This is a genomic window from Novosphingobium sp. (assembly GCF_041905565.1).
Lineage (GTDB): Bacteria > Pseudomonadota > Alphaproteobacteria > Sphingomonadales > Sphingomonadaceae > Novosphingobium.
In genome coordinates, this window is record NZ_JAYRKX010000003.1 from 106,193 (window position 1) to 132,079 (window position 25,887).

General features: G+C 68.0%; 21 protein-coding genes. 7 read left to right on the top strand and 14 right to left on the bottom strand.

Features of this window, described 5'->3' with window-relative positions:
* Positions 1–8 precede the first annotated feature (8 nt).
* The 4 genes from ACE3N9_RS03890 to ACE3N9_RS03905 form a co-directional block, all read right to left on the bottom strand.
* Positions 9–911, bottom strand: a complete 903-nt coding sequence (locus tag ACE3N9_RS03890) for a shikimate dehydrogenase (RefSeq protein WP_374281043.1) — start codon at positions 909–911, stop codon at positions 9–11.
* 79 nt (positions 912–990) lie between these two features.
* The gene (locus ACE3N9_RS03895) at positions 991–3,864 is read right to left on the bottom strand and encodes a TonB-dependent receptor domain-containing protein (RefSeq protein WP_374281045.1); all 2,874 of its coding nucleotides are present in this window, start codon (positions 3,862–3,864) and stop codon (positions 991–993) included.
* 181 nt (positions 3,865–4,045) lie between these two features.
* Positions 4,046–5,260 (bottom strand): MFS transporter, encoded by a 1,215-nt coding sequence (locus tag ACE3N9_RS03900; RefSeq protein ID WP_374281047.1) that lies wholly within the window; start codon positions 5,258–5,260, stop codon positions 4,046–4,048.
* Entirely contained in the window at positions 5,257–5,706 is a 450-nt protein-coding gene (locus tag ACE3N9_RS03905; protein WP_374281048.1) for a type II 3-dehydroquinate dehydratase, read from the bottom strand. Before ACE3N9_RS03905 ends, ACE3N9_RS03900 begins: the two co-directional genes overlap by 4 nt.
* A gap of 100 nt (positions 5,707–5,806) precedes the next feature.
* Between ACE3N9_RS03905 and ACE3N9_RS03910 the strand changes: the two genes are divergently transcribed.
* Both ACE3N9_RS03910 and ACE3N9_RS03915 read left to right on the top strand, forming a co-directional pair.
* Complete coding sequence (locus ACE3N9_RS03910) at positions 5,807–7,756, top strand: pyrroloquinoline quinone-dependent dehydrogenase (protein ID WP_374281050.1); 1,950 nt, start codon at positions 5,807–5,809, stop codon at positions 7,754–7,756.
* 4 nt (positions 7,757–7,760) lie between these two features.
* Positions 7,761–8,663 carry a ThuA domain-containing protein gene (locus ACE3N9_RS03915; protein ID WP_374281052.1) on the top strand — a complete coding sequence of 301 codons (903 nt, stop codon included), beginning with the start codon at positions 7,761–7,763 and terminating at the stop codon, positions 8,661–8,663.
* Between the two features lie 6 nt (positions 8,664–8,669).
* Here ACE3N9_RS03915 and ACE3N9_RS03920 read toward each other — a convergent pair whose 3' ends face one another.
* The 8 genes from ACE3N9_RS03920 to ACE3N9_RS03955 form a co-directional block, all read right to left on the bottom strand.
* Positions 8,670–8,978 carry a hypothetical protein gene (locus ACE3N9_RS03920; protein WP_374281054.1) on the bottom strand — a complete coding sequence of 103 codons (309 nt, stop codon included), beginning with the start codon at positions 8,976–8,978 and terminating at the stop codon, positions 8,670–8,672.
* Positions 8,978–10,555 (bottom strand): carboxylesterase/lipase family protein, encoded by a 1,578-nt coding sequence (locus ACE3N9_RS03925; protein WP_374281055.1) that lies wholly within the window; start codon positions 10,553–10,555, stop codon positions 8,978–8,980. Before ACE3N9_RS03925 ends, ACE3N9_RS03920 begins: the two co-directional genes overlap by 1 nt.
* Before the next feature lie 13 nt (positions 10,556–10,568).
* Complete coding sequence (locus ACE3N9_RS03930) at positions 10,569–11,558, bottom strand: alpha/beta hydrolase fold domain-containing protein (protein WP_374281057.1); 990 nt, start codon at positions 11,556–11,558, stop codon at positions 10,569–10,571.
* Between the two features lie 96 nt (positions 11,559–11,654).
* The gene (locus tag ACE3N9_RS03935; RefSeq protein WP_374281059.1) at positions 11,655–12,305 is read right to left on the bottom strand and encodes a TetR family transcriptional regulator; all 651 of its coding nucleotides are present in this window, start codon (positions 12,303–12,305) and stop codon (positions 11,655–11,657) included.
* 46 nt (positions 12,306–12,351) lie between these two features.
* A complete protein-coding gene (locus ACE3N9_RS03940; RefSeq protein ID WP_374281061.1) occupies positions 12,352–12,765 on the bottom strand; it encodes a DUF3237 domain-containing protein in 414 nt (137 codons plus the stop codon).
* Positions 12,762–14,003, bottom strand: a complete 1,242-nt coding sequence (locus tag ACE3N9_RS03945; protein WP_374281063.1) for a flavin-dependent oxidoreductase — start codon at positions 14,001–14,003, stop codon at positions 12,762–12,764. The genes ACE3N9_RS03940 and ACE3N9_RS03945 overlap by 4 nt, the downstream gene beginning before the upstream one ends.
* 69 nt (positions 14,004–14,072) lie before the next feature.
* Complete coding sequence (locus ACE3N9_RS03950) at positions 14,073–15,071, bottom strand: LacI family DNA-binding transcriptional regulator (RefSeq protein WP_374281065.1); 999 nt, start codon at positions 15,069–15,071, stop codon at positions 14,073–14,075.
* Between the two features lie 18 nt (positions 15,072–15,089).
* Positions 15,090–16,271, bottom strand: a complete 1,182-nt coding sequence (locus ACE3N9_RS03955) for a cytochrome P450 (protein ID WP_374281067.1) — start codon at positions 16,269–16,271, stop codon at positions 15,090–15,092.
* A gap of 74 nt (positions 16,272–16,345) precedes the next feature.
* On the opposite strand from ACE3N9_RS03955, the gene ACE3N9_RS03960 reads away from it, so the two are divergent.
* From ACE3N9_RS03960 to ACE3N9_RS03980, 5 genes are all read left to right on the top strand, one after another.
* Positions 16,346–17,641, top strand: a complete 1,296-nt coding sequence (locus ACE3N9_RS03960) for an MFS transporter (RefSeq protein WP_374281069.1) — start codon at positions 16,346–16,348, stop codon at positions 17,639–17,641.
* A 1-nt stretch (position 17,642) separates the two neighbouring features.
* Positions 17,643–18,830: a Bcr/CflA family efflux MFS transporter gene (locus ACE3N9_RS03965; protein ID WP_374281252.1), complete on the top strand. Its 1,188-nt coding sequence runs from the start codon at positions 17,643–17,645 to the stop codon at positions 18,828–18,830.
* A 63-nt stretch (positions 18,831–18,893) separates the two neighbouring features.
* Positions 18,894–21,083 carry a TonB-dependent receptor gene (locus tag ACE3N9_RS03970; RefSeq protein ID WP_374281071.1) on the top strand — a complete coding sequence of 730 codons (2,190 nt, stop codon included), beginning with the start codon at positions 18,894–18,896 and terminating at the stop codon, positions 21,081–21,083.
* Positions 21,084–21,085: 2 nt separating this feature from the next.
* The gene (locus ACE3N9_RS03975; protein WP_374281073.1) at positions 21,086–22,591 is read left to right on the top strand and encodes a hypothetical protein; all 1,506 of its coding nucleotides are present in this window, start codon (positions 21,086–21,088) and stop codon (positions 22,589–22,591) included.
* Positions 22,588–23,358 (top strand): hypothetical protein, encoded by a 771-nt coding sequence (locus tag ACE3N9_RS03980; protein ID WP_374281075.1) that lies wholly within the window; start codon positions 22,588–22,590, stop codon positions 23,356–23,358. The genes ACE3N9_RS03975 and ACE3N9_RS03980 overlap by 4 nt, the downstream gene beginning before the upstream one ends.
* Here ACE3N9_RS03980 and ACE3N9_RS03985 read toward each other — a convergent pair.
* Complete coding sequence (locus tag ACE3N9_RS03985) at positions 23,355–24,722, bottom strand: MmgE/PrpD family protein (RefSeq protein ID WP_374281076.1); 1,368 nt, start codon at positions 24,720–24,722, stop codon at positions 23,355–23,357. The two genes, ACE3N9_RS03980 and ACE3N9_RS03985, sit on opposite strands and share 4 nt — an antisense overlap.
* 195 nt (positions 24,723–24,917) lie before the next feature.
* Positions 24,918–25,826, bottom strand: a complete 909-nt coding sequence (locus ACE3N9_RS03990; protein WP_374281078.1) for a TIGR03619 family F420-dependent LLM class oxidoreductase — start codon at positions 25,824–25,826, stop codon at positions 24,918–24,920.
* Between the last annotated feature and the right edge of the window lie 61 nt (positions 25,827–25,887).

The window sequence follows — 25,887 nt, forward strand, 5'->3', positions numbered from 1 at the left end:
GATACTATTCAGGCGGCGGCGCGGCTCCGCTCGGCAACGAAAGCGGCAAAGCTTTCGGCCATGCGGCGGCGGTCCGGCTGGCGGCCGGTGAACAGGGCAAAGGCATCGGCCGCCTGCCCCACCGCCATGCCGCTGCCATCCAGCACCCGGCAGCCGCGGCTGCGCGCCGCGGCAAGGAATTCGGTAACCAGCGGGAAATAGACGATGTCCGCCACCCAGTGCCGCGCGGCGATCGCCTCGGCCGGCAGCGGCATCCCGGGAAACTTGGCCATGCCCATCGGGCTGGCGTTGAGCAGGCCATCGGCCTGGGCCGCACCGGCGACGGGATCATCGCAGACCATCGCCCGGTCCGCGCCATAGGCAGCGGCCAGCTGCGCGCGCAGCGCTTCGGCCCGGACGCGGTCGGTATCGGCCAGCAGCACGCAGTGCGCGCCCAGTTGCCCCAGCAGGGCATGGGCCGTGGCGCTGCCCGCCCCGCCGCAGCCCAGTTGCAGCACCGTGCCGGCTTGCACCCCGGCCAGCCCGCTGCGGAACCCTTCGGCAAAGCCGGTAATGTCGGTGTTGTGGCCGATGCGCCGCCCATCGCGAAACACCACGGTGTTGACCGCGCCGATCGCCTGCGCCCCGGCAGACAACTCGTCCAGCAGCGGAACGATCGCCTGCTTGAACGGGAAAGTGACGTTGATCCCGGCAAAGCCGATCCGCTGGCAGGCATCGAGCAGGCGGGGCAGATCATCATCGGCCCAGTGCCGGTCGGTGAAATCGAACAGGGCATAGGCCAGCAGCAGGCCCTGCGCCGCGCCTTCGCGTTCGTGCATCCAGGGGGTGCGGCTTTCAAGGATGCCGCGTCCGGCCAGGCCGGCCAGGACCCGCCCCGTTCCCACGCCGATCGATGCTGCCGGGCTGGTCAAGGGCGTGGATCCTGCGTCAATCATGAAGGGAAAAAGATCCGCCCCGGACATTACGCCCGGGGCGGTTCAGGGAGGAACCTTAGAACTTGGTCCGCAGGCCGACAGTCACCACCCGGCCCAGCGGGCTGGCGTTGATGTTGTCATAGCCGGCAGCGCCGTTGGTGCCGAAGGCGTTGTACTGCGGCGGCGCGGTGTTGAACAGGTTCGAGGCATCCACGAACAGGCCCAGTTCGCCCAGCGGACCGACATCCTTGAACTTGTAGCCAATGTGCAGGTCGACCGTGGTGAAGCTTTTCACCACATCGCCGCCGCCGGTCGGCAGGCCGTTGGTGCGGGTCACCGCGTTGGCCACCGTGCCCGACCAGCTGGTGTAGCCGCCAAGGTGGTTGACGAACACGTTGGCATCCAGCCCGCCGGCTTCGATCCCGACGTTGAACCGCCCTTCGAACTTGACCGACGGGAAGGTGGTGTTGAAGCCCGCCGTGCCCAGCACGCTGAACACCTGGCCGCCCGCACCGAAGAACTGGTCGAACTTCAGCTTGCGGCTGAAGGCGGCACCCAGGTTGACCCGGCCAAAGCCGGTGTCGATGCGATAGCCCGCGGCCACGTCCAGCCCGGCCACGTTCAGGTTCAGCACGTTGTTCTGCTGGTAGTTGTAGATGAAATAGGCCGACGGATTGATCGTCCCGGTCTGCGGCAGGCCCGCGCCGGCCGTGGCGATCTGCGCCGCGGTCAGCGGGGTGGCCGACAGCGAAAGCAGATAGGACAGATCCGACGCACCCAGCGCCAGCGACGGCTGCGGCGCGGTGATGCCGCCGCGCAGCTTGTTGTTCCAGTAGGTCACCGACAGGTTGAAGCCGGGCAGGAAGCGCGGCGCGAGGTCCACGCCGAAGCTGTAGGCTTCACCCTTTTGCGGCTTGAGGTTGCCGTTGCCGCCGGTGATCAGCACGCCGTTGACGTTGCCGATGGTGCACGAAGTGGCCCCGCACACCGCGCCCGGCACGTTGACCACGTTCGGGAAGGCAGAAATCAGGATGGTCGGACCGCCGCCCGGCAGGGCGCTGCCCGCCACGCCCGAGAAACCGGATTCGCCGGTCAGGCCCTGGGCGTTCGAACCGCTGCTGGTCAGCGCCGGGGCCACGAAGCTCTTGCCCCAGTTGCCGCGGAACTTGACCCCATCAACCACTTCGAGGTTGGCGGCCAGCTTGGGATTGGTGGTCGAACCGACATCGCTGTAGCTGTCGTGGCGGGCCGAAAGGATCACGTCGAAGCTCTTGACGAAGCTGTCGCGCAGCAGCGGCAGGAACAGTTCGCCATAGGCCGACTTGACCGTGCGGCTGTACTTGATGTTGAGGAACGCCGAATTGGCGCTGGCCACACCCAGGTTGTTGGGCCGGACAATGTCCTGCACCAGCTTGTAGTTGGTGATTTCCCCGCCAACCGCGACCTTGGCAAAGGCATCGCCGATCGGCAGCACATCGCCCGACAGCTTGATGTAGGCGTTGCGCAGGGTCTGCAGGCCCTGCTGGAGCTGGTGGTTGTCGGCCAGCGCCACCTTGGTCGCGGCCGAAGTGCCCGCGCCGAACACGTCGATCGCGTTGGCGCCGGTCAGCGTCTGGCTGACCGACTGGGTCACGCCGTTGATCGCCGCCGAAGTGAAGCCATTGAGCGCAAGGTTGAACACCGAGGCGTTGAGCTGGCCATCGTTGATCAGCTGGGCGCGGTCACGCCCATAGACGCCGCCGAGGTTGACGTCCCAGGCATCGCTCAGCTCGTAGACCCCGTCGAGGCGGGCATAATAGGTTTCAGCCGTGCCGGTGACGGTCGCGCCCGCGCCCAGCAGCTGGTCGGCGTTGAAGTTGACCGTGGCCGAAGTCGGCGCGCCGGGCAAAGCGGCGAGAACGCCGGCGAAGGGGTTGATCGAACGCCCGGTCGGCAGAGTGGCGCCGGTGTTGTAGATCGTGCCCGATGCGCTGCCGCGGGTCACGTTCTGCACGTTCTTGCGGTTCGAATAGATCATGTCCGCCGTGATCTTCAGCCGGTCGCCCACGTCCTGCTGGAGCGAGGCGAACACGCTGTGGCGGCGTTCCGACGGGATCAGGTCCCAGTACAGCGACGGGTCGCAATCGCCGTTCGCGGTGGTGCTGGTGCTGGCATAGGGGGTGTAATAGGTCACCCCGCCGGCAGTGATGCTGGCCGGCGAGCAGCGGTTGGGCGTGAAGTTGCGGCCGCCGCGCGCGGTCTGGTTGGCGCGGGCATAGTCGCGGTCGGCAGCGGCCAGGTTGTCGCGGTCCGAGAAATTGTAGCTGACCAGGAACGAACCCGTATCCCAGGTCTTGCCCCACAGCGCCCCGGCGTTGAGCGTGCCGTAGTTTTCGCCGAAGCCCTTCTGCACGGTGGCTTCGAAGCCGTTGACGTTGCGGCGGGTGATGAAGTTGATCACGCCCGCGACCGCATCCGAACCGTAGACCGACGAGGCGCCGTCGGCCAGCACTTCGACCCGTTCCAGCGCCAGCGGGGCGATGATGTTGGGATCGGCCAGCACGTGGTTGACGCCCGACACCGGCAGGCGGTGGCCGTTGATCAGGATCAGGGTGGAATTCGACGCCGAAGCGCCCAGGCCGTGGATCGTCGGGGCATTGGTGCCCGCGCCGTCGAAGCTGCCATAGCCGCCCTGCCCGGCCGATTGCAGGCCGACCACCGAGGGCACCGACTTCAGCACCTGCTGCACGGTCTGTGCGCCGGTGTCTTCCAGGTCGGCCCGGCTGACGGTGGTGAGGTTCGAGCCGACCGGGGCCACGCCCTTGAGGCTGGAGCCGGTGACGACGATTTCCTTGGCATCGGCGGACGCATCGCCATCTTCGGCGGCGGCCTGGGCCCAGGCCGAGCTGGCCACGCCAAGGCTGAGTGCGACGCAGGACGTCTGGACGGCAAAACGGATCTTCGAGCGCATCGGGTTCCCCTCCCATGGGACGACTGACGCCCGCACGGCGCCGAGTTAACCGTCTGGTACATGTACCAGTTGGTACATGTCAAGCGGGTTTGCGCGGCCGGCCGGCCGGGGCGGCAATCCGCCCCGGGTCCGTGCACTTGCAACCTGGGTTGAACGGCGGCTTGGCCGCCTGGTGCACGCGCTAGGCCGCGTGGTGCGCGGGTGCGGTCTGGCGCCCGACCAGCAGCGCGCACAGGGCGCACAGCAGCAGCGGCACGCAATAGATCGCCAGGATCATCGGCAGCGAAACCTTGGCCGCCAGCAGGTATCCGGCCATGATCGGGCCGACCACCGCCCCGCCCCGGCCGATCCCCATCGCCCAGCCGATCCCGGTCGCGCGGTTGGCCGCGTCATAGGATCCCGCCGCCAGCGGCCACATCCCGTTATAGCCGCCCTGCAGGGTCAGCCCGATCAGGAACGCCATGGCCAGCGCGCCGCCGACCGACAGCTGGGCATTGCCGAACACCAGCAGGGCCACCGCTGCACAGCTCAGCAGCACCGGCACCAGCACGCCGGGCCGGACCTTCAGCGTCAGCAGGCCCATGCTCGACGTGCCGATGAACGCGCCAAAATTGTAGAACGCCCCGGCATAGATGCTGTCCGCGTCCGACAGGCCCGCGCCGCTGGCCAGCTTGGTGATCCAGCTGAGCATCGAATAGAGCACCATCAACCCGGTGAACACCGCCACCCACAGCAGCAGCGTGCGCGCCCGCAGCCGCGTGCCGAACAGCGCCGCGATCGCCTGGCGCGAGGACATCGTGCCATGAGCCGCATTGGCCATGCGTGCGGGCAGCACCAGCCACGCCAGCGGCAGCAGCGCCACGGTCACCCAGCCGGCCCAGCGCAGCAGCGCCTGCCAGCCGACCAGCGGCTGCGCCCAGGCAACGACGAAGCCGGTGCCGACCGCGGCCAGCGGAAAGCCCGCCTGGACGATCCCCACGGCCAGGTCCTGCCAGCCCGGCGGGGCCACTTCGGCCGACAGCGCCGCCATCGTCGCCAGCACCGTGCCGATACCCATGCCGACCACCAGCCGCGCCAGCATCAGCCCATCGATCGAGCCGACGAACCCGCTGGCGACCATGCCGACGGACATCAGCGCCAGCGCCGCCATGATCACCGGCTTGCGCCCGAAGCGGTCCGCGAAGGGCGCGATCAGCAGTGCGCCGATGCCCATCCCCAGCGTCCCGGCGCTGAGCACATAGCCCATCGCATCGTCGGCCACGGCCCAGTCCTTCGACAGGGCGGCGCGGATGAACGACATGATGTTCACGTCCATCCCGTCGACCATGTTGGTGACGAAACACAGCGCGACGATCCCCGCCGCGCGCGCGCTCCAGCGGCCCCGCGCCGCGCTCAATGGCCGCGGCTCCGCAGCCAGATGACGTGGCGTACCGCCAGCTCGTAGCCGTGGATCCCCAGCCCCGAGATGATCCCGGTGCAGACCTGGGTCATGATCGAGTGCGAGCGCCATTCCGCCTCGCGGCGGCAGATATTGGAAATATGCACTTCCATCACCGGGCAATCGGCCAGCTTGATCGCGTCAAGCACCGGATAGGCGGCATAAGTGAACGCCGCCGGATTGATCACGATCCCGGCCAGCCCCTTGCGCCCGGCCTGGATCCAGTCGACCATTTCATGTTCGGCATTGGTCTGGCGAAAGTCGATGGCATAGCCCGCCGGCTCCGCCGCTGCACGGCACAGCGCCTCGACATCGGCCAGGGTGTCATGGCCGTAGATCTCGGGCTCACGCTCGCCCAGCAGGTTCAGGTTCGGCCCGTTGAGCACCAGGATCGTGCGCCCCATGATCAGCATCCTCTCGCTAGTTTGGCCCGGGCATAATCGAAACCGCTTGCCTTGCAAACCGGCTTATGTACGAACTGGTTCATAAAGCAAGGAGCACGGGATGAAGTATGGCTGGCTGGCCCTGGGCACGGCGATGCTGGTGGCCCCCGCGATGGCCCAGACGGATCGCGATGCCGCGCGCGAATGGCGGACTTACGGGCATGACAAGGGCGGGCAGCGCCATTCCCCGCTGACCCAGATCACCCCGGCCAACGCCGCGCGGCTCGCCCCCGCCTGGACCTGGCACATGCGCCCGCCCGGCGATCCGGCCGCGCCTGCCGCCGATGCCAATGCCGAACGCCAGGCCCAGGCCGAAGGACTGGCCGCGCCGCGCCGCCGCGCCCGCTTCGCCGCCAGCCAGGTCACCCCGCTGGTGGTGGACGGGCGGATGTACCTGACCACGCCCTATGGCCGGGTGGTCGCGCTGGATGCGGCCAGCGGGCGCGAATTGTGGGCAACGCCGATTCCCACTGCCGGCCAGCCCAGCATCCGCGGGCTGGAATACTGGCCCGGCGATGGCGAACACGGCCCGCGCCTGTTCTTGGGCACGCGCGATGGCCTGCTGGTTGCGCTAGACGCGCAGACCGGGGCCTTTGCCGCGGGGTTCGGCCAGCAGGGCATGGTCGAGCTGAAAACGCCCGAAGTGCTGAACGGCGCCTCACCGCGGTTCTACGGCATGACCTCGCCGCCGATCGTGTTCGAGAACCTGGTGATCACCGGCAGCGCGGTGCAGGAATTCCCGGACAAGGGCGCGGCGGGCGATGTGCGCGCCTGGGACGCGCGGACCGGCCAGCTGGTCTGGACCTTCCATTCGGTCCCGCGCCCGGGCGAGCCCAACCACGGCACCTGGAGCGGCGGCGAGGCGCAGCGCTCCGGTGTCAACGTCTGGGGCTTCCTGACGCTCGATGCCGCGCGCGGGATCGTCTACATGCCGTTCGCCGCGCCCAGCTGGGACCGCTATGGCGGCGACCGCAAGGGCGACAACCTGTATTCCGGCAGCCTGGTCGCGGCCGATGCGCGCACCGGCAAGTACCTGTGGCACTTCCAGGTGATCCGCCACGACATCTGGGACAATGACCTGCAGGCCCCGCCGCTGCTGCTGGACATGCAAGTCAAAGGCAGGACCGTGCCCGCCGTGGCGGTGGTCTCCAAGAATGCGCTGCTGTTCGTGCTGGACCGGGTGACCGGCAAGCCGATCCTGCCAGTCGCGCAGCGCCGCTTTCCCGGCAGCCAGGTGCCGGGCGAAGCCGCCGCGCCGACCCAGCCCTACCCGCTGGTCACCCCGCCGCTGGGCCGCACCGCGTTCAAGCCGGCGGACCTGGCCCGGCTGACACCGGAACACACCGCCGCCTGCCAGGCCTGGATCGACAAGGACCGGCTGCAACCGGGCGGGCTTTACGTCCCCGTGCCGCTCGACCGGCCGATCATTTCCTTTCCCGGCACGCTGGGCGGGGCAAACTGGGGCGGGGCGACCTATGACCCGGCGCGCCAGCTGCTGCTGGTCAACACGATGGACTTCGGCCAGGTCCAGTCGCTGGTGCGCGCCAAGCCCGGCAGCCCGTTCCCCTATGAACGCGGCCCGGTGTTCGGCCGCTTTGTCCAGTCCGGCACGCGCCTGCCCTGCCAGGCTCCGCCGTGGGGCCGGCTCAGCGCGGTCGACATGCGCAGCGGCAGGATCGCCTGGGCCGTCCCGCTGGGGGTGACCGACAGCCTGCCCGAAGGCAAACGGCAGACCGGCCGCCCCAACATCGGCGGGGCGATCAGCACGGCCGGCGGGGTGACCTTCATCGGCGCAACCGACGACGCACGCTTCCGCGCCTTTGCCACCGCCACCGGCAAGCTGCTCTGGGAGGTAAAGCTGGACGCTGCCGCTCATGCCACCCCGATCACCTGGGCCGGGCCGGACGGGCGGCAGTATGTCGCCATCGCGTCAAGCGGCGGCAGCTTTCTCGACAGCCCGCTGACCGGGGATTCGCTCTCGGTCTTTGCCCTGCCGCCAGGGGAGCAGTGAAGCGATGCGCAAGCTGCTGCTGTCCGCCCTCGCCCTCGCCGTCCTGACCGGACAGAGCGCCCCCGCCCCCCGGCCGGAACGCCAACCGCCGCCCGGCTACGAGGACGTCTATGCCGGCAGGAAGCGCCTGCTGGTGATCGCCGACCTGTCGAGCGGGAACCAGACCGCGCACATGGCGGTCAGTCACGCGGCGGCGGTGATCGAACAGATCGGGCGCGAAAGCGGCGCCTATGTCACGTTCATCCGCACCGACATGGACTGGGTGACCAAGCAGGAAACCTGGGGCAAGTTCGACTATGCCAAGGGCCGCCCCAAGCAGGCGCGTGGCAAGAACCTCGACTATTTCGATGCGGTGCTGTTCTACACCAATGGCGATACCACGCTGTCGGACCAGCAGAAGCAGGACCTGCTCGACTTCGTGGCCAAGGACGGCAAGGGCTTCATCGGGGTCCACACCGCCGCCGCCACGCTGACCGGATGGCCCGCCTATGGCGAGATGCTGGGCGGGGTGTTCGACAATCATCCATGGATGATCAAGGAAGCCAGGATCCTGGTCGAACGGCCCGATTTTCCGGCGATGAAGCGCTTCCGATCCGGAATGACGATAAAGGACGAGCATTACCAGATGCTCGGCCGGCCCTATTCGCGCGGCAAGGTGGACGTGCTGGCCCGGATCGATCCGGCCAGCGTCGATCTGGACGCGCCGCTGGTGCATCGCCGCGACGCCGACTTTCCGATCGCCTGGATCAAGGACCACGGCAAGGGCCGGGTATTCTATACCGGCCTTGGCCACACCGACGCGGCCTGGGACGATCCGCGCATCCGCACCATGATGGTCGAGGCGATCAAATGGGCGATTGCCGGTGGGCAGGCACCCCGCCCGCACCCCTTGCCCGATCGGCGCTGATCCCGCTCAGGGCTTGGCGTCAGGTCCGTAGCGCGCGCTGAGGTAGGCGACGAAAGCCTGGTAATCGGCATCGCTGACCTCGGCCCCCTTGTCGATCATCTGGTCGATCACCTCGCCCCACCGGACCGCGTCATAGCGCTTGGTGGTATAGGTCGTGGCGGGATGGCATGCCGCGCAGGCATCGGCCAGCCGCGCGGCGACCTGCTCGGCCTCCGCTTCGGCGGCGGGCGGCGGAGCGACCGGCGCTTGCTGCGAATGGGCCGCGCAGCCCATCGCCAGCGCCGCCGCGCCGCCTGCTGCAGCCAGCCAGCGCATCAGTCGCGCGCGCGCGTGCCGGGGGCGGCCGCGGGCGGAACGCTCTGCCCCCCGCGCAGCAGCGGCAGCGCCTTGGCATTGGGCCAGTCGATCGCTTTCACTTCCTCGCCCAGCATCAGCGCGCGCGGGGCCTTGGCATCGAACTTCGGCCAGTCGGCGCGCGGCACACCGGTGCGGGCAAAGGCCAGGATCAGCCCCGACATGGTGTCACGCAGCTGGTAATCCGCCGGGGTCCACACGCGGGTCTGGCGGAACAGGTTCAGGCTGTCGAGGTTGCGCAGGAAATAGGGCACTTCGCCGGTGTGATAGGCCCCGACGGTCGCCGGATCGTGATCGACAAAAGTGATCCCCGGCGCATAGGGCTGGCGGCGGGTGAAGAAATAGCCATAGGCCGGCTGGGTGCCGTACTTCACATTGGCCCCGGCCCAGTTGAACATCTGGCTGCCGACCGACATGTCGCGCATGATGTCCACCAGGGCGCGGTTCACCCCGGCATCGTCCTTGACCGGGTAGGCCTTCAGCACCTGTTCGCCGGTCTGGGGAAAAGCCTTGCGCACGGCGGCCTGGTATTCGGCCACGGTGCTGGCCGGGCCAAGGTTCGCAAAGCGTTCGTCACGGGTGAAGCCGACCATCACCGGCACGTCGTTCTGCCGCCGCGCGGCGAACACTTCGTCGGCGGTGCCGGTGATGTTCGCCCCGTCGATCACGATCGCGCTGCGCGGCACGGTTGCGGCCACGGCCAGCACCCGGTCGCCCGGCAGGTCGCGCATTGCCTCGATCCCGTTGGCGCCCAGCGCCTGTTGCAGCGCCGCGCCCTGCTGTTCGCCCTTCGCCAGCGGCACCGGGCTCATCATTTCGCCATGCGCGCTGCCGCTCATCCCCACCAGCTTGTGGAACAGGCCCTTGGCACGCGGGTTCATCTGCAGCAACGAAACCGACATCGAACCGGCCGACTGGCCCATCACCGTGACATTGCCGGGATCGCCGCCAAATGCGGCGATGTTGCGCTGGACCCATTCCAGCCCCGCAACCTGGTCCATCAAGCCATAGTTGCCGGAATGGCCGCCGCCTTCCCGCGTCAATTCGGGATGGGCCAGGAACCCCATCGGTCCCACCCGGTAGGCCAGCGAGACATAGACCACCCCATCCTTCGCAAGGTTGGCGCCCTGGTAGTTGGCCATGCTTGCCGACCCGACATTGAAGCCGCCGCCATAGATCCATACCACCACCGGCAACTTCCTGCCCGCCGCGCCCTGGGGCGCCCAGACGTTCAGGTAAAGGCAGTCCTCGCTGGTCGCCTCGTTGCCGAAATAGTGGTTCATCGTCCGGCTGCGCAGCCCTTGCAGGCACATCGGGGCAAATCGGTCGGCGGGCAGGACGCCGCTCCACCCTTCCACCGGCCGGGGCGGCTGCCAGCGCAGTTCGCGCAGCGGGGGCTTGGCAAAGGGCACGCCGAACCAGCCCCGGACGCCGCCGTCCAGGTCCTTGCCCTCGATCAGGCCGCCTTCGACCTTGATCGGTTCGGCCATGACCGGGCTGGCGACCAGCGCGAGCAGCGGCAGGATGAAGCGCAACATGGCGGGAGCCTCCTTAACGGGCCGGCCGGTCAAGCCGGCTGTGCAGGAAATCGAAAGTGGCGTTGGTCGCCTTCAGCGTCGCCGCGCGGGTTTCGGCAGCGGTCTTGCCGATGAAACTGTGATCGACCCCGGGGATATAGATCGACTGCACCGGCACGCCCGCCGCCTTGAGCCGGGCTTCGGCGAGGTGCGATTGCTCCACCGGCACGGTCTTGTCATCATCGCCGTGGATCAGCAGCATCGGCGGGTCCTTGGCGTCGATGTAGGTCACCGGGCTGGCCAGCGCATAGCTTTCCGGCTGGCATTCGCCCTTGCAGCCCAGCAGCCGCGCGCCGGCCGGATCGGTGCCATCGCGGCGCACCTTGGCCAGCGCGGCAAAATCGAACACGCCGTACCAGGTGACGGCCGCCTGGACGCATTCGCTGCCGGCCTCGGCCTTGAGCCCGGCCGGGTCGAGATAGCCCACCCCGCAGGTCAGCGCGGTCAGCGCGGTCAGGTGGCCGCCCGCCGATCCGCCCCACACCCCCGTGCGCGCCGGATCGATCCCGTATCTGGCGGCATTGCCCTTGAGGAACCGCAGCGCGGCGCGGGCGTCCTGCAACTGGGCGGGAAACTTCGCCTCGTCGGCCAGGCGATATTCAAGGCTGGCAACAACGAAGCCCTCGCTCGCCAGTTTGGCCAGCACGGCCGGGAAATTGGCCAGCGGCCCGGAATGGCGCGTATGCCCGCCGACCCAGCCGCCGCCATGAATGAACAGCACCAGCGGCTTGGGCCCGCCTTTCTTCGGCGGCAGGTAAATATCGACCACCATCGGGCGATAGCCGGGGATCGTGGAATAGGTCACGTCGGCCAGGCTGGTGACCCCGCCGGGCCACTTGGCGACCTGGGCCGGATAGCGATCGTCCAGCACCGGCTTGTCATCGACCGGAAACTGCCGATCCGCCGCCTGCGCCGCGCCGGGCAACGCCGCCAGCGCCGCTGCCGCAAGTCCGAATGCCCGCATCCTGCTCTCCATCGTTTCTTATGCGTACCAGTTAGTACATGAATGCCGACAGCGCGACAAGCGCCTGCGTGCATCAGCTGGTCGCATTGGTCAGGATCAGGCCTGTTTCACCCAGCTCAGCACGCAATTGATGATCTGTTCGCGGCGCTTGGCGCGCACTCCCGGTTCGGCGAAATCGACGCCGAAATTGTGCTGGAAGGTGTGGCGGTTGGACACGTTGTAGAAGCTGAGCGCGGAAATGGTGGTGTGCAGGTCGACCGGATCGATCCCGGCGCGGAACACCCCTTGCGCCACGCCCTTGTGCAGGATTTCGCGCAGTTGCTCGATCACCGACTGGTTGCGCTGCTTCATGCTTTCGATCCGGGCGATATGTTCGCCGTGATGGACGTTCTCGTTCATCACCAGCCGCACGAATTCGGGGTGCTCGAAGTGATAGTCGAAGTTGTGGCCGATGATCGCGCGCAGCGCTTCCTCGGGCTGCAGCTCCTCGAAATGGGCGGCCTGTTCCTGCGCGCGGATGCGGGCATAGGCGCGTTCCAGCACGGCGCGGTACAGTTCGTCCTTGCCGCCGAAGTAGTAGTAGATCATCCGCTTCGACGAATTGGTCTTTTCCGCGATCTCGTCGATCCGGGCGCCGGCCAGCCCCTTGTCGGCAAACTCGCACGTGGCGACTTCCAGGATGTTCTCGCGCGTTTCCAGTGCTTCCTGCTTGCGGCGCGATCCCAGGCTGGCGGTTTGTTGTACCATGCAGGTGAAGTAACCCGGTCCGCGCGCAGGTCAAGCTGCCGCAGGTTCAGACGTCCGGCAGCTGGAACACGTCGATCACGACGCAATGATCGACCTTGCGCCCCAGGCCAAGGAACTGCGCCTGGTTCAGGTGCGCCCACTGCGGCGCGGCGGCGCGCAGCCAGATGCTGGACCAGAAGGCCCCGGTGGCGGCCCCGCGCTGGCCGCGCGATTGCAGTTCGATCCGCGCCCCGTCGGCCAGTTCCAGCAGGTAGCGCGCCTCGATTCCGATGGTCCCGTCGGCGCGCACTTCCTGCCAATCAGTCCCGCCGGCCATGATTCGGCCCTGCAGCGCGCCCGATACCCGGCCGCCGCTGATCGATACCAGCCGCACCGGCCCCATCGAGGCACTGTCCAGCGCGGCCGGCGCGCGCACGTCCACTTCAAGGGTGAACAGCGCGGGCTGACCGAACGGGGTCATGCGCCGGGCGCCGCGACCTTGGCAGCGACGGCTTCCTTGCTGAAGCCGGCCACCGCCTTGTAACGCGCCGCGATCCCTTCGAGTTCGCCTTCGGCAAAGACGTCTTCCAGCCGGGCGAAGCCATCGGGCGCGCGTTCCTCGGCCATCTGCATGCACACTTCCGGGCCGTTCTGGCGGTTGGTCAGCACGATCTTCGCCGTGGCGGGCAGGCGTTCGGCCGCATAGGCTTCGAGCGCGGCAGCCGGGTCGGCATGTTCGGCCAGCGCCCGGACCAGCGCATCGGCGTCAAGAATGCCCTGCGATGCCCCGTTCGAGCCGATCGGATACATCGGGTGCGCCGCATCGCCCAGCAAGGTGGTCACGCCGAAAGTCCAGGCCGGAAGCGGATCGCGATCGACCAGCGGGAATTCGAACACCTTGTCCGCGCCCGCGATCAGCCCCGGCACGTCCAGCCAGTCAAACGTCCAGTCGGCGAACTGCGGCGCGAACACCGCCTTGTCGCATTCCTTGTTCCAGTCCTCGCGCTCGGGCATCTGGTCGACCGTCAGTTCGGCGATCCAGTTGATCGTCTGCAGTCCGTCCGCGCCGGGCTTGTCGATCGGATAGCACACGAACTTGCGGTCCTGGTGGCCGGCCATGATCATGGTCGCCCCGGTCAGGAACGGCTTGGCCCGGGTCACCGCGCGCCACAGGATGCGGCCGCCATAGCGCGGCAGCCCTTCATCGGGATAGCGCAGGCGGCGCAGGGTGGAATGGATCCCGTCGGCCCCGACCAGGATGTCGCTGGTCACGTCCACACGGGTGCCGTCGGCGCGCTCGAAGGTGGTGGTCACGGGCGAGCGGTCGTCCACTGCAACCAGGCGGTGGCCGGTGATCACCCGGTCCGCGCCCAGCCGCTCGCGCGCGGCGTTGAACAGCGCCATCTGCAGCACGCCGCGATGGATCGACACCTGCGGCACCGGATAGCCGGCAAAGCGCCCGCGCGGTTCGCCCCAGATGCGCTGGCCGTGGCGGTTGTAATAGACCAGTTCGCGCGTCGCGATGCCCAGGTCTTCCAGCACCGAGGCCATACCCAGCCGGTCCAGCACCGACACCGCGTGGGGCAGCAGGTTGATCCCCACGCCCAGTTCGCTGACCTGCGGCACCGCTTCGAACACGGTCACGTCATGCCCCGCCTGGTGCAGCAACATGGCCGCCGCACACCCGGTGATGCCGCCGCCGGCGATAACGATCTTCATCCCAGTTCCACCCTTCAATCCCGGTTCCCCGCGGCGACTAGGGCGCGGGCGAGAGTCGTGCAAGCGCGATCATGCGCTTTCGCGGGCGATCAGGCGGAAGCCAACGTCGATGCTGCGTTCGACCGGCGGCAGCCCTTCGCCATGGCGGCGGATCGCGGCAATCGCCTCGCGCGCGATGCGGGTGCCGTCGACATCGACCGTGGTAATGGTCGGCCGCATTTCGCCGGCCACGCTGGAATTGCCGAAACCCATCACCGCAAGGTCATCCGGCACGCGCAGCCCCGCCGCCTGGGCTTCGACGATCAGCCCCTGCGCCAGGTAGTCCGATCCGCAAACCACCACATCCGGCAACTGCTCCAGCCGGCGCATGTCGGCAAAGGCGCGGCGCGCGTGGCCGAAGCGCGATGGAATATCGACCGTTGCCTGGCTGACCGGGCCGCCGTCCAACGCCTGCCATTCGGCCAGGAAGGCATCGCGCCGGACCGCCGCGCGCGCGCCTTCCGCCGTGATCAGGTGCGGCCGGCGATAGCCGCGCGACACCAGGAACCGGGCAATATCGCGCCCCGCCGCCGCGTGGCTGAAACCCACCGCCATGCCGATGGGTTCGGAAGGTAGCTCCCAGATCTGCAGGAACAGCGCCGGGCTGCGCCGGACCAGTTCGACCGTTTCGGGATCGAGCGGGCCGGAACTGATGATCGCATCGACCCGGCGGCTCAGCGCGCCGCGGATCAATTCGCCGGTGCGCGATGCCGATACCCCGGTGATCCCCAGCATCACCATCATCCCGGCGGCGGAAATTTCCGCCACCATCGCCTCGATCGTGTCGTTGAAGATCGAATCGGTCAGGTGCGGGATCAGCACCGCGACCAGCTTGCTCTTGTTCGAAGCCATGCCGCTGGCCAGCAGGTTGGGGATATAGCCGGTGGCGGCAATCGCGGCGCGGATGCGCTCGGCCGTGGCCGGGGCGACCACGCCGGGATTGTTGACGAAGCGGCTGACCGTGGCGGCCGAAACCCCGGCCTGCGCGGCAACATCATCGAGCGTGGGAGTCTTGGCCGGTGCGTTCATCCGGCCTTGCTAGCGCGATCAGGCGGTAAAGCGCAACGGCACCGAAATCGCCCCGATCTCGGGCCAGCGCGCCGGCACGATCTCGCCCGCCAGCTCGAACCCGGTGGTCGCGGCCAGCAGTTCCTCCAGCATGACCCGCACTTCCATCCGCCCCAGGTGGATCCCCGGGCAATTGTGCGGTCCCCGCCCGAAGGCCAGGTGATCGCCGATGTTGGGGCGATTGAGGATGAACGTGCTGCCATCGGGAAACACCGCATCGTCGCGGTTGGCCGAGGCATAGACCAGCGCGATCGCCTCGTCCTTGGGGATCGGGCAGCCGCCGAATTCGACATCCTCCACCGCCGTGCGGGCAAAGCCGCGATAAGGGGTGTAGAGCCGCAGGAACTCCTCCACCGCCGCCGGGATCAGGGCGGGATCGGCGCGCAGCCGGTTCTGCAATTCCCGGTCGCGCGACAGGTGGACGGCAATGCTGCCCATCACCACCGTCGGCGCGACGATTCCCACCACCAGCACCTGGCGGACCATGCCCAGGATCAGCTCCTCCTGCAGCGCATCGCCGCGCTCGATCGCATCGAGCAGCGCCGAGGTAATGTCGCTGGCCGGATCGCGCGGTTCGACCTTGCGCAGCTCGATCAATTCGCGCGCCATGTCATACAGCTTCAGGCTGGTCGCCTTCATCGCTTCGGGATCGTTCATGTTGACCGCCAGGATGAATGCGCGGCCCGCCTTGTGCAGCGGCTCGACCCAGTGATCGGGCACGTTCATCCATTCGCCGAACACCTGCACCGGCAGGAAACTGGCATATTCGGTGCACACGTCCCCGCCCCCATGCGCCACCAGGGGGGCCAGCAGTTCGCGCGCATAGCGCCGCGCGACCGGCGCGAAGCTTTCCGCCCGGGTCAGCGACAGCAGCGGGTTGAGCGCGCGGCGATAGGGGGTGTGCTCGGGCGGATCGAGGTGCAGCGGCGGCCGCCGCCCGGTGAAGGCCACCTTGGGCACCACGTTCTGCTGCGACGTCACGAAGGTCGCGCTTTCGCTGGCCGCGCGCCTCACGTCGTCATAGCGGGTCAGCGCCCAGAAGCGGCCCATTTCCTCGGTATGGGCCACCGGGCAGCGCGCGCGCAGATCGGCGAACTGGTCCCACGCGCTGTCGAAGGTTTCGCTTTGCGTGGGGTCGAAATCCTGGTGATGCTGTGCCATGGCGCGCTGGCATAGGTATCGACGCAGCTTCATGCAAGCGCTATCATAAAGTCATTGGGGAGAGCGACACGATCATGCCGGACCGGGACGAACAGGCCAGCGCCATCGAAGCCAGCGTCGGCCGCAAGGTGCTGTGGCGGCTGGTCCTGCCCTGCGCGCTGTATATCCTGATCGGGGCAATCGATCGCACCAACGTCAGCTTCGCGGCCTTGCAGATGAACGCCGACCTGGGGATGAGCGGCACCCAGTACGGCTTTGCCGCCGGGGTGCTGTTCATCGGCTATGTGCTGGCCAAGTATCCCAGCGTGCTGGCCTATGAGACTTTGGGCATGCGCCATTGGCTGGCCGGGATCACGCTGGCCTGGGGGCTGGCCGCCTGCGCCATGGGCCTGGTGAGCGCGCATTGGCAGGTCTATGCGCTGCGCCTGTTCATCGGCCTGATGGAGGGCGGGCTGTCCTCGGGCCTGATGATCTACCTCAGCCAGTTTGCGCCGGACCGCTGGCGCGCGACGATCCTGGCGATCCCGATCATGTCGATCAACATTGCACAGGTGATCGGCTCGCCGCTGTCTGGCTGGCTGATCGACGTGGACAATCCATTGGGGATCGCCGGCTGGCGCTTCATGTTCCTGGTCGAAGGGCTGCCCGCGCTGGCGCTGGCGCTGTTTGCGCTGCTGCACTTTCCCAACAGCCCCGCCCAGGCCCGCTGGCTCAGCACGGCCGAGCGCGACTGGGTGCGGGATAACGTGAAAGGCGCAGTGCGGCCCGAACGGGGCCAGGCGCAGGACGGCCGGTGGAGCGCGCTGGCCAGCCCGATCGGCTGGATCTGCGCGGCGATCTGGTTCTGCATCCTGGCCAGCAATTACGGCGTGATGTTCTGGCTGCCGACCATGGTGAAAGGACTGTCCGGCCTGTCCGCGACGCAGACCGGGCTGGTCGTGGCCCTGCCCAATGCCGCCGCGGCAATCGCGCTGGTGCTCAACGCCCGCCATTCCGACCGCACCGGCGAACGGGTGCTGCATGTCGCCATTCCCGCACTGGTCGGGGGCAGCGGATTGCTGGCGGCCTACCTGCTGGGGCCGGGCCTGCCGGGGCTGGCAATGCTGGTGATCGGCGGGGCCTGCACCGGCTGTACGGTGGCTGCGTTCTGGGCCATCCCGACCCGGCTGCTCGACCCGCGCGGGCTGGCGATGGGGATCGTAATGATCAACATGCTGGGCAGCTTTGCCGGGGCGACCGTGCCCGCCGCGATGGGCTGGCTGCGCGAAAGCAGCGGATCGTTCCTGCCGCCCACGCTGCTGTTGTTCGGCATCGCACTGACCTGCGCCGCGCTGTGCCTGGCGGCGCGGCGGCACCTGGCGCGTGCCTGACATGCCGGATGCCGCCGCAAGACGCCGGGCTGGGCGCGGCACGATCCTGCTGCTGGCGGCGATCGCCGCGCTGGGCTCGCTCGCGACGCAGTTGCTGGTCCCGGCCCTGCCGCAACTGGCGCGCGAATTGCACACCGGACCGGGCGATGCCCAGCTGGTGATCAGCCTGTTCCTGGTTGGCCTGGGCGGCGGGCAATTGCTGACCGGGCCGCTGGCCGACCGGCTGGGGCGCAAACCGGTGCTGCTGGCAGGGCTGGCGCTCTATTGCCTGGGCAGCCTGGCCGCCGCGCTGGCGCCGTCGCTGCCGCTGCTGCTGGCGGCGCGCGTGATCCAGGCGCTGGGCGGCGCGAGCGGCGTGGTCGTTGCCCGCGTGCTGGTGGGCGACCTGTTCCCGCCCGAGGAAACCGCCGGACGCCAGGCGACGCTGATGGCGGTGGTGCTGATCTCGCCGGCGCTGGCCCCGGTGCTTGGCGGCGCGCTGAGCGAAGTGGCGGGCTGGCGGGCACTGTTCGGCGGCCTGGCGCTGGCCGGGTTGGCCGGCATGGCGCTTGCTGCCACCAGCCTGCCCGAAGCACCCGGCCGCAGTGCTGCGCCGCCCGCTGCGCGGCTGGCCGATGCACTGGGCGACCTGTTGCGCAATGCCCGCTTCGTCGGCCCGGTACTGGCCATCGCCGGGGGCAGTTCGGCGCTGTACATGTTCCTGGGCAATGCCCCGTTCCTGCTGGCCCACGACTATCACCTGCGCCCGCGCGAGGTGGGGGCGGCAATGATGGTGATTGCCGCGGCCAGCATCGCCGCGACGTTCCTGGTCGCGCGGATCGAGCGGCGCGGCGATGCCTTGCTGACCGGCACCGCGCTGGGCCTGACCGGCGGCCTGCTGCTGCTGGGCGGCGCGCTGGCCGGGCTGCACGGGCTGGCCGCCTTCATCGGGCCGATGACCCTGCTGGGGCTGGGCGCGGGCATGATCGGTCCTGCCGGGATCACCCGGGTGCTGCGCGCGATGCCCGGCCGCGAAGGGACCAGCGCCGCGCTGGCCGGGGCAACGCAGATGCTGGGTAGCGCGCTGGCCGCCTTCGCGCTCAGCCGCTTCGCCCCGGTTGACCTGGTACGGCTCGGACTGGGTATTGCGCTGGCCTGCGCACTGTCGCTAGGCGGGACCCTGCTGGGGCGAACGGCGGCGCGCAGGTAGGTGCAAGGGCTTGCAGAAATCCGGCAAGATTGCTATGCGTCATAATAAATTTGGGAGGAAGTCATGAAGGTAACCCGCACGTATCGCCCCGTTCTGGCCCTGTTGCTCGCGGGCACCTCGCTGCCCGCGCTGGCGCAGACCGCCGATGCGGACAAGCCCGAGGGCCTTGGCGAAATCGTCGTCACTGCCGAACGGCGCGAACAGAACCTGCAGGACGTGCCGGTTTCCGCCACGGTGCTGACCGGCGAACAGCTGGCCCAGCGCGGCGTCGCCAACCTTAACGACATCCAGCAGGTTGCGCCTTCGGTGGCGATCAACGTGCTCAACCGTTCGACCTTCGTGAACATCCGCGGCGTCGGCATTGCCCAGTCCGCGCCGACCTCGAACCCGGGCGTTGCCTATTACATCGACGGGGTGCTGATCCCGCACGAACAGTTCATCGGCCAGAGCTTCTACGACATCGGCAGCATCGAAGTGCTGCGCGGTCCGCAGGGCACGCTGACCGGGCAGAACTCCACCGGCGGGGCGATCTACGTCCGCACGCCACAGCCCGAATTCAACAACCTGTCGGCCAGCGGCGACCTCACGGTCGGCGCCTATTCGCACCACCGGGGCGTGCTGGCAGTGAACGTGGGCGGGGAAACGGTGGCGCTGCGTGCCGCCTATGTCCACGAGGAACGCGACAGCTATACCACCAACATCGCCCAGGGCGCGAAGAGCCAGCCGGGCAACCTCAAGTTGGACTCGGTCCGTGCCAGCCTGCGGCTGCAGGGCCTGGACGGCAAGCTCGACGTCAACGTCCGCGGCGAATACTTCAACGTCAAGACCGACAACAACGCGGTCAAGAACCGCAACGACCTGGTCACCCGCGATCCCTTCGTGATCGAGGAAGACGGGCGCGGCTACATGAACCAGCAGGGCTACCGCATCTCGACCGAGGCGCGCTATGAACTGAGCGACAAGATCGCCGCGCGCGGCATGGTTTCGTGGCAGGATGGCTATACCCACGACCAGACCGATGGTGATCGCACCGCCACCGCCCTGCCCGTACCGGCCGGCACCGCCACCAGCGGCGCCAACACCGCGCGCTTCCCGGGCCGGGTCAGCAATGCGAGCACCGATTTCCGCACTTTCATCAGCGAATTCAACCTGCTGTCGATCGACAAGGGCCCGCTGCAGTGGGTCGTCGGCGGCTTCCTGATGGATGAAACGGTGCCGGTCGAACTGTACCGCGACAACCGCAACACCACCGATTTCGTGGTGTCGAACAGCGACATCGTGACTTCGGCCAAGAACACCTCGTACTCGCTGTTCGGGCAGGCCAACTGGTTCGCCACCGAACAGCTCGAACTGGTGGTCGGCGGCCGTTACAGCTGGGACAAGCAGGTCTATACCCGCTTCAAGGTCCCCGGCACCGGCTTTACCCTGCCCTATGTCAGCCAGATCAGCACCAACCAGCTGACCGGCAAGCTGGGGGCCAATTATCACCTCAACGATGCGACCATGCTCTATGTCACCGCGTCGAAGGGCTACAAGGCGGGCGGCGTCAACCTGACCCCGCTGACCCCCAACTTCCTGCCCGAACGCAACTTCGTCTATGAAGCCGGGTTCAAGACCGAGCTGCTGGACAAGCACCTGCGCATCAATGGCGACGTGTTCTATTCGAAGTACAAGGACATCCAGCTGGCCAGCCTGGTCGGCGGGCTGCCGACCACGCAGAACGCGCTGGCGGGCTCGTCGAAGGGCGGCGAACTGGAAGTGACCGGCAAGTTCGGCGGCCTCGCCTTCAACTTCGGGGTCAGCTATCTGGACGCCAAGTTCGGCAATTCGGCCTGCATTTCCGATACAAACGCGCCGGGCACCGACGTGGGCTGCGCCACCAACCTGCGCTTCGTGCCCGAAGGCCGCCGCCTGCCGTTCTCGCCGCGCTGGACCGACAACGCCGGGATCCAGTACACCATGACCGTGGGTTCGGTGGACATCACCCCGCGCGTGCAGTGGTCGCATCTGTCGCAGCAGTGGGCCACCCCCTTCCCCAGCGTGAACACCCGCGTGCCGGGGCGTGACCTGTTCGATGCCCGCGTCACGGTGGACATCGACAAGCGCTACAAGCTGGAAGGCTACGTCAACAACATCGGCAACAAGGTCTACATCGCCTCGCATATCCAGAACAGCTCGAGCGCGGACGGCGGGATCATCTATGGCGCGCCGCGCACCTATGGTGTGCGCCTGCGGATGCAGCTGGGCAATTGAGCGTGAGCGGCGGCCGTTCATCTTTGCGCCTCGCCTTGCCCGCGCTGGCCGGGCTGGTACTGGCTGGAACGGTCGCCGCCCGCAGCGGCGAGCCGCCGCGCTGGTGGGCGCCGGGCGAAGGGCGCACCTGGCCCGCCGTGCTCGATTACCCCAACGCGCAGGGCACCTTGCGCACCCTGCTGGTCGGCGGGCCGCTGAACACCAGGGGGCACCCCTTCTTCGAGCCGATCGGGACCAACGGCCGCGCCTGCGTGACCTGCCACCAGCCGGCTGACGCGATGAGTCTTTCGGCCGAAACCGCGCGCGAACGCTGGGACGCGACCGGAGGCAAGGACCCGCTGTTCGCCGCGATTGACGGATCGAACTGCCCCACCCTGCCGCAGGGCGAACGCGCCTCGCATTCGCTGCTGCTGGAACGCGGGCTGCTGCGCATTCAGCGCCCCTGGCCGGTCCGCAGCTTCAATGGCGATCCGGTCACCCCCGATTTCACGATCGAGGTGGTGCGCGATCCCAATGGCTGTAATTCGGGGCCGAACTATGGCCCGGCGGCGGGCAATATCTCGGTCTATCGCCGGGTCCGCCCGATCGCGCAAATGAAGTACCTGCTCGCCGTGGGCTTCCCGTTCGATCCCAAGCAGGGTTACGCCCTGCCGCTCGATCCCGATGACGGCCAGCCGCAGTCGGGCAACCTGATGGCCGACAACCGCGCCGGCAACCTGCGCATCCAGATGGAGGATGCCGCCGCCAGCCACCTGCAGCTGATGGGCCGGCTCAGCCCGCAGCAGATCGCCAAGATCAAGGACTTCGAACTGCGGCTCTATTCCGCGCAGCAGGTCAGCCAGCACGGCGGCGCGCTCGACAGCATGGGGGCCGAAGGCGGCCCGGCCAAGCTGCGCGATTCCCAGCCCGGTGCGCTGGGGTCGATCGGCACGCCGGTCTGGTCCGAATATACCGCCTGGGACAAGATCAGCGCCAGCGACGCCGCGAAGCTGACGCCCGAACAACTGGCCTTTCGCCAGTCGGTCGCGCGCGGGGCGCGGGTGTTCCGCGACAAGACGTTCCTGATCACCGACACGGCGGGGATCAATTCGCGCATGGGCTTTGGCAATCCGGTGCGCAACAGCTGCGTGTTCTGCCACAACATGGCGCAGATGGGGAACGACGTGGCCCCGGGCCAGGTCGATCTTGGCACCACCACCCAGCCGTTCGCCGATCCGTGGCAAGACCTGCCGCTGTTCCGCGTGACCTGCACCGGGCGGCCGCACCCGCATTACGGCAAGGTGATCCTGACCTATGATCCCGGCTTCGCGCTGACTTCGGGCAAGTGCGCGGACGTGGGCAAGATCACGCTGCAATCCATGCGCGGCCTGGCGGCGCGCGCGCCCTATTTCTCCAACGGCCTGGCCAAGGACCTGCGCGGCGTGGTCGATTATTACGAACGCCGATACAACATCGGTTACACCGAGCAGGAAAAGCAGGATCTGGTCAACCTGATGAGCGTGCTGTGAAAAAGCTGATCACCCTGATCGCGGCGCTGGCGCCGCTCGGCTCCGCCAGCGCCCAGACGGGCGAGCTGGTGCGGTTCATCGCCTGCCCGGTCTACCGCGATGCGGACAGCGGCAAGAAATCGGGCTGCTGGCTGGCGACCGACCCGGCCAGCGGCAAGCGCTATGACGTGAGCCTGTCGCCCTACAAGCCCAACTGGGACTTTGCCGTGCTGGTCGAAGGCCGGGTCAGCGCCGCGCCGAACGCGCCGTGCGGCGATACCGTGCTCGATCCGGTCCGCACCTCGATCCTGCCGGAACAGTGCGTGCGGCACATGCTGCCGGCCGAAGGCTATCCGGGCCGCAAGTTCAAGCTACCGCCGCGCAACATCCAGCCGCTGTCGGTGGCGCGCGCCGTGCCGCCGGGGCCTTATGCCGAACGGGTGTTCACCACCTATTTCGAATGGGACCGCGATTTCCTGGTCTACCAGTACGACGATTTCATTATCGACAATGCGGTGACCTGGATCAGAGCGGCCAAGCCGAAGAAACTGGTCGTGACCGGCTTTGCCGCCAGCACGCCCGAAACCGTCTCGGGCCGCCAGATCGCCGAACGCCCCGAAGTGGCGCGCGAACGCGCGGAAAGCATCGCGCAGACTTTGCGCCGGCTGCTGCCGGGCCTGCCGGTGGAAGCCCGGTGGGAAGCAGGCGCACAGCCCACCAGCGATCCCGACGCCGACACCATCCCCGGGCAAAGCCAGCGCCGCGCGGAAATCCGCGCGCTGTTCTAGGCGAACAGCGCGCCCACATCCTCGCACTGCTCCAGCCGCAGGATCCGCTCGGCCAGCGCGGCCGGATCGGCGGGCGGAACCTTGGCCCGGCTGGCACAGTCGATGAACTTGCCGACCAGTTCGCCCTCGCCCAGCGGCCGCGCGGGGCAGCCGTGCGCATTGGCCACTTCGGCGCGCAGCACGCGCCCACCCGTCAGGTGCAGGTCCATCGCCCCGCCCCCGCCGCGCTGCCAGCCCTGGCCGGCAACCAGGCGCGGCGTGATCCGCCCGGCCAGTTCCCGCAGCGCCGGATCGGCCAGCCGCTCGGGCGCAAAGCTGTCCAGATCGACCCGCCCATCGGCCAGCGCCAAGGCAGCGCACCAGGGGATCGAAAACTTGGCGTCGATCACCGTTTCGGGCGCCTGCTTGCGCGCCAGCGGATCGACCAGCATCTGCTGCACCGCATCGACCTCGATCGTCACTGCCGCGATCTGGCCCGCGTCCAGCCCATGCGCGGCGCGCAGGTCCAGCGCCAGTTCGATTGCCGCATGAGTGCCCCGGCAGCTCGGCCAGGGCTTGAACGTCAGCTGTTCGATCCAGAACCGCTCGCCCGGCGGCGCGGTCAGCTCCTCGGGCGCGAACTGGCCGCCGGCATAAAGCGCGAAGAACCCCGCCTTGCCTTCCAGCGGTTGTTCGAACCCGGCCACCCCGGCCCGCGCGAGCAGCGCGCTGGTGACGGCGGCCTGGGCCGGGAAAGCCTCGCGCACGGCACGGATCACGGTGCCGGCACTGTACTTGATCTCGCCGGGGATCACCGCCTGGCACAGGGTCAGCGACAGCGCATCGCGCAGTTGTCCTGCGTCCAGCCCCAGCAGCAGCCCGGCCCCGGCAGCGGCGCCAAAGGCCGCCAGGATCGGCGGCGGATACCAGCCGCCTGTCTCCATCGGCCGGCGCAGCGCCAGGCCCATGCGGCACGACAGCTCGCACCCCGCGACCAGCGCGGTCAGGAACCGCTTGCCGTCGACCGGGCCTTCAGCCTGGGCCAGCGCGATCAGCGCGGGCACCAGGCTGGCATTGGGATGGCCAGGAGCGAGGTCGAACGCGTCCTCGTAGTCGAGCGCGTGGGCCATGGCCCCGCCCGCGAATGCGGCCATCGCCGCCGAAGTGGTCCGCCCGGTGCCAGGCACGGCCGCGCTTCCTGCCCCCTGATCCAGCGCCAGACTGACAAAGGGCGCAACCTCGGCCGAAAGGCCGCTGGCGCCCAGCATCACCCCGCTGGCATCAAGCAGCACCTGGCAAGCCGCCGCCCGGGTCGGCGCAGGCAGCTGTTCATATCGCAGGCCGGCCAGCCAACCGGTCACCTGATCGCTGATCGCATGGTTCATCCAGGCACCCCTTCGCCACTTCATGCAAGCGCTTACCTTGGCGGCGCGTCAGCACAAGCGGATTGTTGCCGGGACCGGCGCCCGGTCCGGTCATGGGGTCGTCTGGAAGGTCGGTAACCGGGCCCGCGCTGGGGCGCGCCGGGTCAGCAATTGCCGCGCCGGCACCGATCAGATCGGCACCGACGCGCCCGCTGTTCAATCGTTCATCGCGTCCAGCATGCCGCGCAGCCGGTCGAGCCCATCCATGTGAGCCGCGAAATTATCGCCCTCGATCCCGAAGGTGATGCGCTTTGCCCCGAAATCGCGCAGCGCCAGGATCGTGTCGCGCAACTCGTCGGCCGACTTGCTGCCCATCGCGGCGCTCTGATCCATGATGATGCTGTCGGGATCGCGCCCGGCTTCGCGCGCGGCATCGCGCATGGTCTGCAGCGCGACCTTGCCTTCCGGGGTCGGCCCGAAGATCGGGAACCAGCCATCGGCCATGCGGCCGACGCGGCGCAGCACCACGTCGGGCGGAATCGGCGCAATCGCGCGGCCCATGCCGAAGAACAGCGGGATCGGGCGCTGCACCGGACGCGGCGACAGGCTGACATCCTGCATCGAATGGAATTCGCCGGTGAAGCTGACATCACGTTCGGTCCACAACTGGCGCAGCAGCACCACCTGTTCCTCGAAGCGTTTGCCGCGCGTCTTGAAGTCCGCGCCCAGCGCTTCGAATTCAAGCGGGTTATAGCCGACCGACACCCCCATCACGAGCCGCCCGCCGGACATGATGTCCACTTCGGCGGCCTGCTTGGCGACCAGCGCCGTCTGCCGCGCCGGAATGCCCATGACCGCCGGCACGAAGCGGATCTTGCTGGTTACGGCCGACAGGTAGGACATCAGCGTAAAGCATTCGCGGATAACGCTTTTGTCCGTATAAGGCGTTTGCGCGATGCCGCCGTGGCGTTCAGCCACGATGCCGACCACGTGATCGACCAGCCGCACCTGCGCAAAGCCCAGCGCTTCGGCCTTCTTCACGAATTCTACCGTTTCGGGAAAGCCCGCGTCCGGCATGTGTGGAAAGCGATAGAGGTTCACCCCGAATTCGACGCCCGAGATCATGTGCATTCCTTCCCTACGGCTCGTGTTCTTATCAGCTTGGCTAAATCAAATGCTTCATCAC